12 protein-coding genes are annotated in these 11606 nt (G+C 70.7%); 5 read left to right on the plus strand and 7 right to left on the minus strand.

Annotated features, from left to right (window positions below; genetic code table 11):
• Nucleotide 1 precedes the first annotated feature (1 nt).
• The 3 genes from AJAP_RS29340 to AJAP_RS29350 form a co-directional block, all read right to left on the minus strand.
• Nucleotides 2–406 (minus strand): hypothetical protein, encoded by a 405-nt coding sequence (locus AJAP_RS29340; protein WP_038517297.1) that lies wholly within the window; start codon nt 404–406, stop codon nt 2–4.
• 39 nt (nt 407–445) lie between these two features.
• Nucleotides 446–1903 (minus strand): amidohydrolase, encoded by a 1458-nt coding sequence (locus AJAP_RS29345; RefSeq protein ID WP_038517301.1) that lies wholly within the window; start codon nt 1901–1903, stop codon nt 446–448.
• Between the two features lie 91 nt (nt 1904–1994).
• Nucleotides 1995–2447 carry a MarR family winged helix-turn-helix transcriptional regulator gene (locus AJAP_RS29350; protein ID WP_038517304.1) on the minus strand — a complete coding sequence of 151 codons (453 nt, stop codon included), beginning with the start codon at nt 2445–2447 and terminating at the stop codon, nt 1995–1997.
• Nucleotides 2448–2590: 143 nt separating this feature from the next.
• On the opposite strand from AJAP_RS29350, the gene AJAP_RS29355 reads away from it, so the two are divergent.
• The 3 genes from AJAP_RS29355 (at nt 2591) to AJAP_RS29365 (ending at nt 6685) form a co-directional block, all read left to right on the plus strand.
• Entirely contained in the window at nt 2591–3772 is a 1182-nt protein-coding gene (locus AJAP_RS29355; RefSeq protein WP_037347598.1) for an MFS transporter, read from the plus strand.
• Nucleotides 3773–3800: 28 nt separating this feature from the next.
• Nucleotides 3801–4634, plus strand: coding sequence for an aldo/keto reductase (locus AJAP_RS29360; RefSeq protein ID WP_038517307.1), 834 nt, complete (start codon nt 3801–3803; stop codon nt 4632–4634).
• A gap of 167 nt (nt 4635–4801) precedes the next feature.
• Nucleotides 4802–6685 (plus strand): M48 family metalloprotease, encoded by a 1884-nt coding sequence (locus AJAP_RS29365; protein WP_038517310.1) that lies wholly within the window; start codon nt 4802–4804, stop codon nt 6683–6685.
• Nucleotides 6686–6782: 97 nt separating this feature from the next.
• Here the strand turns inward: AJAP_RS29365 and AJAP_RS29370 are convergent, their stop codons facing one another.
• Entirely contained in the window at nt 6783–7613 is an 831-nt protein-coding gene (locus AJAP_RS29370; protein ID WP_038517312.1) for an SAM-dependent methyltransferase, read from the minus strand.
• A gap of 139 nt (nt 7614–7752) precedes the next feature.
• The gene (locus AJAP_RS29375; protein ID WP_084098727.1) at nt 7753–8850 is read right to left on the minus strand and encodes a sialidase family protein; all 1098 of its coding nucleotides are present in this window, start codon (nt 8848–8850) and stop codon (nt 7753–7755) included.
• A 144-nt stretch (nt 8851–8994) separates the two neighbouring features.
• Between AJAP_RS29375 and AJAP_RS29380 the strand changes: the two genes are divergently transcribed.
• Nucleotides 8995–10314, plus strand: a complete 1320-nt coding sequence (locus AJAP_RS29380) for a serine/threonine-protein kinase (RefSeq protein ID WP_051972634.1) — start codon at nt 8995–8997, stop codon at nt 10312–10314.
• Nucleotides 10315–10362: 48 nt separating this feature from the next.
• Nucleotides 10363–10749, plus strand: coding sequence for a hypothetical protein (locus AJAP_RS29385; RefSeq protein ID WP_038517317.1), 387 nt, complete (start codon nt 10363–10365; stop codon nt 10747–10749).
• Here the strand turns inward: AJAP_RS29385 and AJAP_RS44415 are convergent.
• Both AJAP_RS44415 and AJAP_RS29390 read right to left on the minus strand, forming a co-directional pair.
• Nucleotides 10742–10915 (minus strand): hypothetical protein, encoded by a 174-nt coding sequence (locus AJAP_RS44415; protein WP_167551720.1) that lies wholly within the window; start codon nt 10913–10915, stop codon nt 10742–10744. The genes AJAP_RS29385 and AJAP_RS44415 overlap by 8 nt on opposite strands.
• A gap of 59 nt (nt 10916–10974) precedes the next feature.
• Entirely contained in the window at nt 10975–11517 is a 543-nt protein-coding gene (locus tag AJAP_RS29390) for a type 1 glutamine amidotransferase domain-containing protein (protein WP_038517320.1), read from the minus strand.
• Nucleotides 11518–11606: the final 89 nt, after the last annotated feature.

Below are 11606 nucleotides of genomic sequence, written 5' to 3' on the forward strand. Positions count from 1 at the left end.
GTCACCGGAACAGGCGGTCCCGGCAGGTCGGGCACCGTTCGTGCCGGGCGGTCCGGCCGGACGGGTCCCTGCCGTAGAACGGGAAGCACGGCGCCCCGCAGACGGCGAGATAGATCCGCCCGCACCGCAGCGGCCGCTCGCCGACGTGATGGGCCACGATCAGCGCGCGATGGCGCTCGCCCGCTTCCGGCAGCCAGCCGTCGTCGGGCAGCTTCGCGAGCACGTCCGCGTCGACGTCGTCCGAACGGGCGAGCAGCGCCGTGCCGAGGTCGGTCAGCCGCTCCCCGAGATCACGAAGGACGTCGGCGCGCGGCGCGTCGTCCTCGACCATCCGGGTGACGAAGGTGATGTCGGTACCCAGGGAGCCGTGGAGATCCCGGAGCCGGTCGAGAAGGCGGTGATCCATGCCCTTCCATTAAGGCGTTGCGCCCCGGCAAGGAAAGGGTCACGACGCGTAGGTGACCCGGCCGTTCATGACGGTGGCGGTGACGGGGATGTCCCGCAGTCCGGCCGGGGACAGGCGCACCGGATCCACCGCGGTGACGACCAGATCCGCGACGTCGCCCACGGCCACCCCGGTCCGGCCGCCGGACGACGCCGCGAGCGCGGCCTCCAGCGGCATGGCCTGCTCGGGATGCCACGCCGGACGGTCGTCGTCGGTGCGGCTGACCGCCGACGCGATCGCGTCCCACGGGTCCAGCGGCGCGACCGGCGCGTCCGAGCCGAACTCCAGGCGTACCCCGGAGCGGTGCAGCGCGCCGTACGGGAACGCCCGATCGGTCCAGCCGTGCCAGTGCCGGTCGGCGACGTCGCGGTCGTCCGGCTGATGGGCGGGCTGCACACTCGCCACGACCCCCAGCTCGGCGAAGCGGGCGACGTCCTCGGAACGCAGCAGTTGCGCGTGCTCGATCCGGCCCGCGCAGCCGACGTTCGCGAACGCGTCGAGCGCGATCTTGTTGGCGTGGTCGCCGATCGCGTGCACCGCGGGTGAGAGACCGTGCTCGGAAGCCTTGCGCATCAACGGTTCCAGTTCCTCGGGCGGCAGTTCGAGCAGCCCGTGGGACTCGGTTCCGGCGTAGTGGCCCACGCAGTACGCGGTGCGCGTGTTCAGCGAACCGTCGACGAACAGCTTGAACGGGCCCACGGTGAGCAGCCCGCCGCTGCCCTCCAGGACGTCACCGGAGCGGTGGCCGCGTTCGATGGCCGTGTCGAGCAGGTACTTCGCGATCACGCAGGAAACCCGGACCGGCAGCGGTTTCCGCGCCAGCCGTCGCCGCCAGTCGGTGACGGTGTCGGCGTACTCGTAGTCAACGATCTTGGTGACACCGCGGGCGGCCGCCGCGTCGAGGGCGTCGGCGACCCAGCCGTCGATGACGTCGTCGGGGGCGACCGGGAGTTCGGCCGTCGCGCTCATGCAGTCGTTTTCCAGCAGCACCCCGGTGGGATGCTCGCGGCCGATGAGCTTCAGCGCGGCGGGGCTGAGCCACAGCGTGTGGAGGTCGGCGCTGAAGAGCGCGACCGGATGCCCTGGCAGCGCCTTCTGCAGCAGATCCTTGTGCGGGGCGTCGGGCCAGAGACCGTCGCGGAACCCGGCGCCGAGCACGAGTTCGCCGGGTGGTGCCGGATTCGCCAGGAGATGGGCGAGCACGAGCTCGACCGTGTGCGCGGCGGAGGTCGCCTCCCCCAACGGGATCCGGCGGCGCGCGGCCGACCACTGAGCGGTGTGCACATGCGTGTCGACCAGACCGGGCAGCAAGGTGCCGCCGTGCCCGTCCAGGATCTCCGACGCTTCACCCGCCTGCCCCGGGCCCGCGATGGCCGCGACCCGGCCGCCCTCGATCCGCACGTCCGACAGGGAACCCGCCAGGCCGACCCGGACCCGGCGCAACAGAAGATCGTCCACGCCCTCACCTTGCCAGCCCGCCCGCGTTTAGTCCTCTGAATGCGGTCCTTGCGCGCGCAACGATCGCATTCAGAGGACGAAATGCGGGGGGTCAGGAGCGGGCGAAGGTGAGCTTTCCGAGCGCGGCGACCAAAGGCGCGAGTTCGGGGAGTTCCTCGGCGGCGGCGAGCGCGTCGGAGAGGACGGTGTCGTGCGTCGGCCGCGCGGCCGCGAGCAGCTCCTGCCCCGACGGCGTGACCTCCGTGTAGATCCCCCGCCGGTCGTCCGCGCACAGGTACCGCTGCAGCAGCCCCCGGTCCTCCAGCCGCGAGACCAGCCTCGTCGTCGCCGACTGGCTGAGCACGACGGCGTTCGACAGCTGGTTCATCCGCAGGTGGAAACCGTCCTGACGGGCGAGCACGTCCAGCACGGTGTACTCGCTCACGGACAGCGAGTGCTGCTGCGCCAGCGCGCGCTCGAGCGCGTCCTCGATCCGCGCGTGCAGCGCGGCGAGGGTCCGCCAGCCCTGCGCGCGTGCCTCCACGGCGTCGTCGGCCAGTGACACGGTTCACCTCTTCCCCGGTTGCCCGAGCTTCGTTGCGTCATGCATCATCAAGCGTGTGCAATATACGGCGCGTGCAACTATTTCAGACGCCCGTAGTTGCCAACGCCAGCCAACACCACTCTACGGGAAGAAGTGAGCCTCCAATGCCTGCCGCTCTGCTCGCACTGGCGATCAGTGCCTTCGGTATCGGCACCACCGAGTTCGTGATCATGGGGCTGCTGCCCGAGGTCGCGGGCGACTTCGGCGTCTCGATCCCCTCCGCCGGGCTGCTGATCTCCGGCTACGCGCTCGGCGTCGTGGTCGGCGCGCCGCTGCTGACCGCGCTCGCGTCGCGGGTGCCGCGCAAGACGGTCCTGGTCGGCCTGATGGTCCTGTTCATCGCCGGCAACGTCGTGTCCGCGCTGGCCCCCACCTACGGCTTGCTGATGACCGGCCGCGTGGTCGCCGCGCTGTCGCACGGCGCGTTCTTCGGCGTCGGCGCGGTCGTCGCCGCCTCCCTGGTCGCGCCGACCAAACAGGCGGGCGCCATCGCGATGATGTTCACCGGCCTGACCGTCGCCAACGTGCTCGGCGTGCCCGCCGGGACCGCGCTCGGCCAGGCGCTGGGCTGGCGCTCGACGTTCTGGGCGGTCAGCGCGCTCGGCGTGATCGGCCTGATCGGGATCCTCGCGCTGGTCCCCGTGCAGGCGACGACGCAGAGCGCCGGGCTGCGCAGCGAACTGGCCGTGTTCCGGCGCCCGCAGGTATGGCTCGCGTTGGCGATGACCGCGCTCGGCTTCGCCGGGGTGTTCGCGTCCTTCACCTACATCGCCCCGATGATGACCGAGGTCGCGGGCTTCTCCCCCGGCGCGGTGACCTGGCTGCTGGTGCTGTTCGGCGGCGGCCTGTTCGTCGGCAACCTGCTCGGCGGCAAGGCGGCCGACCGGTCGCTGATGCCCAGCCTGTACGTCATCCTCGCCGTGCTCGCGGCCGTCCTGGTCGTGTTCGTCTTCACCGCGCACGCCCAGCTCCCCGCCGCGATCACCATCGCGGTCTTCGGCGCCGCCGGTTTCGCGACCGTCGCACCGCTGCAGGCCCGCGTCATGAACAAGGCCGAAGGCGCGCCCGCGCTGGCTTCGGCGGCCAACATCGCCGCGTTCAACCTCGGCAACGCCGGGGGCGCGTGGCTCGGCGGCAAGGCCATCGACGCCGGTCTCGGCTACACCGCGCCCAACTGGATCGGCGCCGCGCTCGCGCTCGCCGGACTGCTGGTCGCGGTCATCTCAGGCATGCTCGATCACGGGCGGCGAAAGGCTCGTCGCGCCGAACTGGCCCCCGCCGCCTGAACCGGAAACACCCATGAAAGGAACGCAAGTGACCGACATTCCCACCGTCAAGCTCAACAACGGGGTGGAGATGCCGCAGCTCGGGTTCGGCGTCTTCCAGGTGCCGGACGAGGAGACCACCGCCGCGGTCAAGGCCGCGCTGGACGCGGGCTACCGCAGCATCGACACCGCCGCCATCTACGGCAACGAAGCGGGCGTCGGCAAGGCACTCGCCGAGTCCGGGATCGCCCGCGACGAGCTGTTCATCACCACCAAGCTGTGGAACAGCGAACAGGGCTACGACGCCACGCTGAAGGCGTTCGACGCCAGCCTGGCCAAACTGGGCCTGGAGCACCTGGACCTCTACCTCATCCACTGGCCGACGCCTGAGCGCGATCTCTACCGCGACACGTGGAAGGCCTTCGAGAAGCTCTACGCCGACGGCCGGGTGCGCGCGATCGGCGTGTCCAACTTCCAGCCCGCGCATCTCGACCGGCTGGCCGACGCCGGTTCCGTGACCCCGGCGGTCAACCAGGTCGAGGTGCACCCGTACCTGCAGCAGGCCGAGGTGCGCGAATACGACGCGAAGCACGGCATCGCTACCGAGGCGTGGAGCCCGCTGGCCAAGGGCGGCGACCTGCTCGGCGAGGACGCGGTGAAGGCGCTGGCGTCGAAGCACGGCCGCACGCCGGCGCAGATCGTGCTGCGGTGGCATCTGCAGCTGGGCAACGTCGTGATCCCGAAGTCCGTGACCCCGTCGCGGATCAAGGAGAACCTCGACGTCTTCGGGTTCACGCTGTCGGAGGAGGACATCGCTTCGCTGACCGTGCTGGACCGGGGCGAGCGGACCGGGCCGGATCCCGACACCTTCAACGTCGCGTAGGCACAAGTCCGTGAAGGCCTCCTTGAGGGACCCAGGGTCCCTCAAGGAGGCCTTCACGGACTTTCGCAGGTAGCGGGCGTAGCGCTTTGTTCTCGCACGAGCCCGCTGCGTAGCCGGTTACTATTCGGCCGCACAGACGGCACTTGTGCGAAAAGAGGTAACCGACGATGCAGGCCCGAGGACGCGCCGTCCTCGCGACACTTCTGCTCGTGGCGTTCCCGGTGGTGGTCGTCGCGGTGGGTGTCGCCAGTGTGCTTGCGGGCCTGCGGATCCAGGGCAAGATCGGCACCTACGTCATGTTCGGCGGGCTGGCGATCATGGTCGCGCTCGCCTTCGGGCTGCTGAGCGCGTTGCGGGCGCGGCGTCCCCCGATCGAGGGGCCGCGGCTGGACCGCGACGCCCATCCCGCGTTGTGGGAGATGATCGACGACCTCGCCGCGCAGGTGAAGACGCGGCCGCCGGACGAGATCGTGCTGATCGGCGAGATCAACGCGGCGGTCAGCGAGGACGCCCGGTTCCTCGGTCTGCGGCCGGGCCGCCGCACGATGCTGATCGGGCTGCCGCTGCTGGCGGCGATGAGCGTCAGCGAGCTGCGGTCGGTCCTCGCGCACGAACTCGGCCACTACAGCGGCGGCCACACCCGCCTGCTCGCGCTGACCTACCGCGGCACCCAGACACTCGCCTTCACCGTCGACAGGCTGGACGGCGGCCCTGCCAGGGCCTTGCTCTCCGCCTACTCGAAGCTGTACCTGCTGGTCGCGCGGTCGGCGAACCGGCGGCAGGAACTGCAGGCCGACGAGGCGTCCGTGCTCGCCGCGGGCAGCCGCACGGCGGCAGCGGCACTGCGGAAGGCCGCGACGCTGAGCCCGCTGTGGAAGGACTACGCCGAGCGCTATCTCTCGCTCGGCGCGGCGGCGCGGCGTACTCCCCCGGTGCTGCTGGGGTTCCGCTCGTACCTCAACCACCCCGTCCAGCGGGACTGGGTGGCCGAGTACGCCGAAGACGTCATCGACGGCGAAGAGCTCTCGAAGTACGACAGCCACCCGCCCACGAAACGGCGTATCGCCGCTCTGGCGGGCGTCCCGGACAACCCGGTGAAGCCGGACGCGCGACCGGGCTGGTCGCTGCTGGGCGCGCCGAAGGTCGACGTGCCGGAGGCGGAGCTGGACGTGCTGATCCGCGACGTCGGGCCGCGCGCGGACTGGGACGAGGTCGTCAAACGCGCGGGCCGTGCGTCGGTGGCGGAGGGCGCGCGGCTGCTGACCGCGGCCGGGATCGAGAGCAGGCTGGCGCCGCGCGGCACGATCGGCGAGGTCGTGCGGGTCCTGCGTGACGGCGACGCCGACGCGCTCGCGAAACCCCTGCGGGCCCCGTCGCGCGAAGAGGGCCTGGAACTGCTGACCGAACTGTTCGCCGACACCGTCACCGCCGCGATGATCGACAACGGTGTCGCCGCGCACCGCCTGAACTGGGGCGGCGGCTGGGAACTGTGCCTCGGCGACGGCGAGCCGTTCGACGTCGCCGAACTGGTCGGCGCGGCGGTGCGCAGCCCGCGCGCGGTCGACGAACTGGTCCACAACCTGCAGCTGCTGAGCGTGCCCGCCGCCTACTTCTGCAAACAGGAACCCCAACCGGAGCCGGATCCCGCCGAAGCCCGCATGCTCGGGCTGTTCACCGCGTTGAAGGCCAAACGGAAGCTCTACGACCTGATCGTCTGCGACACCGAAGTGGTGCTGCTGCCGATGGCGCGTTCGGTGCTGATCCGCCGCGGCCTCGCCGGCCTGATCGGGGCGCGCGGGGTGTCCGACCGCAAGCGGATCCGGAAGCTGCGGGAGCGCGGCCTCGACGATCTGCGCGCCGAACCGGGCGCCCGGCGGATCCCGTTGTCGGACATCGTCGCGGGCGGTTTCCCGCGCCGGAAGCTGACCACGTACCTGACACTGGAACTGTCCGACGGCGAGACCCTGGAACTGGCGATCACCGGCAACACCGAGGATTTCGGCGCCGCTCACGACGAACTGACGGCGTTCTTCGGCTCGTTGAAAGCCTGACGCCGCGCGCGTTCCCGACGTCGCGAAAGCCACTTTCGCGACGTCTGATGTCCCGAAAGTGGCTTTCGCGGCATGCCGCCGGCGGTCGGGCGACCCGTTAAGGCTTGATCCCCACACCACCGAGGCTCAGGTGGTTCAGCTCCGTCAGCGGAGCGAGACGCGGCCCCTCCGGCCACCACTCGTGCAGGTGCACCACGCCGGGTTCGAGGATCTCCAGCCCGTCGAACAGCGACTCGATCTCATCTCGCCCGCGATGGACCGTGCGGTGCCCGGTGCCGGCCATCAGATCGTCGAGCTTCCGGGCGAGTGCGCCACGCGAGCCCTCGCCGGGTGTGAAGTCGTGCGTGATCAGCACATAGGACCCCGGCGCGATCGCGTCGACATAGGCGCGCACGACGGCCCGCGCCTTGCCGAGGTCTTCGATGTGGTGCAGCACCGAGTTCAGGATCACCGCGACCGGGCGGTCGAGTTCGATGTGCTCGGCGACCACCGGATCGGCGAGGGTCCGCGCGGGATCGGTCAGATCCGCGCCGCTCACGTGGACGAGGTGGTCCTCCAGCAGCGCCAGGCCGTGCGCCTGGACCACCGGGTCGTGGTCGACGTACACGACCAGCGCGTCCGGGTTGTACCGCTGCGCCGCCTGATGGGTGTTCTCCGCGGTGGGCAGCCCGGAGCCGAGATCGAGGAACTGGTCGATACCGCGGGCGTCGGCGAGGAAGCGGACCACCCGGTTCGCCCAGGCGCGGAACTCCTTGGCCATCGCGGCGGCGTCGGGGGCGAGGGCGAGCAGGTCCACGACGGCCTGCCTGTCGACCTCGTAGTGGTCGTGCCCGCCGAGCAGGACGTCCTTCATCCGGGCGAGATTGGGCTTGCTGTAGTCGAGGGGGAGCGGGCGCCTCGGCACAGACCGGACCTCGTCCGAAGTCATGGACACGTTCCACCCTTCAGCCGCGCACAGGCCACGCGAACGTGCCCACGGCTCCCTCGACATCGACGGACCGTACACAGATTACGACATGGCGTGCACCCCCGTGAACCTCCCCAAGGGCCTTGGCTACCTGCGACGATCACCCGAAGCCGAGTTCGCGCCAGGTGCGTCCACCGTCGGTCGTGCGGTACACGGCGGACCCGCCATCGGCGTCCGGCAGACCGTCCACGACCACGCCGACCCGTTCGTCCGGGAAGTCCAGATCGTTGAGGCAGACCCCGCGGCCGCTGAGCACGGTCGTCGTCCAGGTCGTGCCGCCGTCGGCGGTGCTGTGCAGGAAGCCGGTGCCGCCGCCTTCCGCCGCGACGGTCGCCGCCGTGGGTGAGGCGGCGCTGAAGCTCTGGTTGATGCCGAGGGTCGGCGCCTGCGCCGTCCCGATGAAATGCCCGCCGAGCTTCGGCGCGCGCCACAGCCGCCGGACGGTCGCGCCCGGCTGCGGTGTCCCCGGTCCCCCGCTGCACAGCGCGAGCACCTGTCCCCGCCGTACTCCGCTCAGCGAAGCCGAACTGTCCGCCGGGCAGGGCGGCGGCGCGGTCGCGAAGGTCAAGCCGTCCGAAGAAGTCCAGTACTTCTGGACGCGGTAATCCGCCCCCATGGACACCTGGACCCCGCCGCTCGTGGCGATGTCGCCGTAGGTCGTGGCGCCGGTGACGGTGAATCCCGGGACCGGCAGGAGAAGCCGCGTGCCGGAGATCCCGGCGTACAACGTCGTCGTCGACGGGCTGCCGAAACCGGTGACCATCGCGAACACCCGAGGGCCCGCTTCGGTGATCTTCGAAATATAGAAGGGTTCCCGAACCCCGGCGAGCCTGACCTCGGACCAGTTGCCGCCACCGTCGTGGCTGGCGAGCAGCCTGGTGCCGTCGGAAAGGAAGACGTCGCGCTCGTCGATCACCGTGAGCTTGACCTGATTGTGGTTGTCCGGCAACGAGATCGGCGGTTCGCCCGCGCGCCGCCACCGCTTCCCGCCGTCGGTCGTCGACAGCAGGGACGCGCACCATCCCGGTTTCCCGCACGGCGAGAACCCGAGGACGAATCCGCGCGACGGCCCGGTCCAGCTCGTCGACGCTGGGGCGAAACCCTTGGGCACCAGCGGATCGGCGACGGCGGGCGGGGTGAAGACGGCGAGGGCGGTCAGTGCGGCGGCGGCGAGCGCGGCCCACCGGTTCGGCTTCATGACCACGAGACGTACGGCCCGCGCCGGGGTTGCCCGCCGTTCGGGGTGAACCCGCGGATCTTCTCCGGTAGGCTCCCCACCCTTGTTTCGCCCGGGGCCGGACCGGGTATACGGCGTTCGGCCGGTGAGACGGAGGTAGCACCGATGGACGACGCGGGTTCGCGTGCTGGCGGTGACGAGGAGGAGGAACCCGATGCCGGGACCACTCAACGCCGGTTCAGCCTGAACGTCCACGACCCGGACCATCTCCCGCGCAAACTCGCCGGCCGCTACGAGGTCGGCGAGCTGCTCGGACGCGGCGCGACCGCACGCGTCTTCCGCGCCCGCGACCTGCTCGAACAGCGTGAAGTGGCACTGAAGCTGTTCCACGCCGACACGATGACCCGGGACGAGCGCCGCCGCCAGCAGGAGATCCAGACGCTCAGCGCGGTCCGCCACCCCGGACTCGTCCCGCTGTACGACGCGGGCACCGACGACGGCTACACCTACCTCACGATGCGCCTGGTCGACGGGCCGAACCTGGCCCAGCGGCTGCGCTCCGGCCCGCTTCCCCAGGACGAGGTCGTCGAGCTGACCGCCCGGCTGGCCGACGCGCTCGCGCACGTCCACGCGCACGGCATCACCCACCGTGACCTCAAACCGGCGAACATCCTGATCGCCGACGACGGCCCGCTGATCGGCGACTTCGGGGTGGCGCACGCCTTCGACGCGACCAGGGTGACCGAGACCGGCGGTGTCGTCGGCACGGCGGCGTACATGGCGCCCGAACAGGTCCGCGGCGAGAACGTCGGCCCGCCCGCCGACGTCTATTCGCTCGGCCTGGTCCTGCTCGAATGCCTGTCCGGGGAACGGGAGTACACCGGGACCCCGGTCGAGGCCGCGGTCGGACGGCTGCACCGGCCGCCGCGGATCCCCTCCGGACTGTCGGCCACCATGACGACGCTGTTGCGCGGGATGACGGCGCGGAAACCGTCGCAGCGCCCGACGGCCGCGGCGATCTCCCGGATCCTGCTGGAGGATTCCACCGGTACGAAGGTCGCCCATCTCGCGCCCGCCACCCGCAAACGGGCGGCCGTGGTCGCCGCCATCAGCGCGCCCGCCGCCGCGATCACCATCGGGGTGTTGCTCGCGATGAACCAGGCCCCGGCGGATCAGCCGGTTCAGCCTGGCGGCCTGATACCCCCTGCGGCGACCGGCTCGTCCGCCCCGGTGGCGGGCCAGGGGCCGCGGTCGTCGGAGGCGGCCGAGGTGGCCACCCGCGGCCCGAAGGCGAGCAACGCCACCGTCGTGGTGACCGAAGACGTGCCCGCCTCCTCGGATCCGTCCGGTGCCACCGAAAGCATCGACGCCACCTCGACCCCGAGGGACACGACCGCCGCCAGCGAGCGGCAGACCACCTCGGGCAAGCCGAGCAAGACCCGGCCGAGCCCGCCGACGAAGAGCAAGCCAGGCCCTCCCGGCTGAGCGACCGCCCGGCCGGGTGTCCACAGTGGACGATGATGGGAGACGGCGATGACCTACATCAACGACCCGCGTGAGCCACCGGAAGAGATCGTCGAACAGACGCCCGCCAGGATCCGTGTCGTGCGGATCGTCAACGCCCTCGTCCACGCGATCTGCTGGATCTTCGCGCTGGTGCTGATCGTGCACATCCTGCTGGTGTTCGGCGAAGCCAATCCGGGGAACGGGTTCGCGCAGCTGATCGACCAGTGGTCGCGAGCGGTCTCGCTCGGGCTGCGGAACCTGTTCACCCCGGAAGGGCTCAAACCCCGGACGCTGTTCAACGACGGCCTCGCCGCCCTGCTGTGGCTGATCATCGGCGGGGTGGTGACCGATCTGGTGTCGCGGATCGGCCTGCCCGGCCCGAAGCGGGTCTGGTACCGCCGACCGCTCAGTTGAGCGAACCCGGTCTCGCTTCCGGAGCGTCACCGGCCTGGGCCTGCTCGGCCTGGACGTCGGTGACCTCCGGGGCGGCCTCGGTCTCGGCCGACGGCTGCTCCGGCTCGTGTTCGGTCTCGAAGTGCTCACGGCACCAACGGCCGTAGCGTCTGGCGTGCACGGTCATCGCGGCACCTCCTCCTCTGCCCACCACGATCCCCCATCATTGTGACGTGCGCCACTCGTTTATCCGGCGAATCGGGCCACGATCGCGGCGCAGAACGCGGGCAGGTCGCCGGGGTTCCGGCTGGAGATCAGGCCGTTGTCGTCGACCACCTCCTGGTCGACGACGGTGCCGCCGGCGTTGCGGATGTCGGTGCGCACACTCGGGTACGACGTGAGCGTGCGGCCGCGGACCACGTCGGCCTCGACCAGCGTCCACGGCCCGTGACAGATCACCCCGACGGGCTTTCCGCTGTTCACGAAGTCGCGCACGAAGCGGACCGCGTTCTCGTCCACGCGCAGATTGTCCGGATTCATCGTGCCGCCGGGCAGGACGAGCGCGTCGAAGTCGTCGACCGTGACGTCCTTGACGACCCGGTCGACGGTGAACTTGTCCGCCTTGTCGATGTCGCCGTTCATGGCCTGGATCTCGCCGGGTTCCAGCGAGACGATCTCGGCGGTGGCCCCGGCGTCCGTGACCGCCTTGCGGGGTTCGACCAGTTCGACCTGTTCCACGCCGTCCGCGACGAGGATGGCCACGCGGCGTCCGTTGAGCGATGTCGTCATCGGTTCCCTCCTGAAGTCGTGTTCGCCCCCGGCTACCCCGCGGCGGCCTCGCCGAACCATGGGCATGAACCGCGATCACCGGGGGTATT

This window comes from Amycolatopsis japonica (assembly GCF_000732925.1).
In the GTDB taxonomy this organism is placed as follows: Bacteria; Actinomycetota; Actinomycetes; order Mycobacteriales; family Pseudonocardiaceae; genus Amycolatopsis; species Amycolatopsis japonica.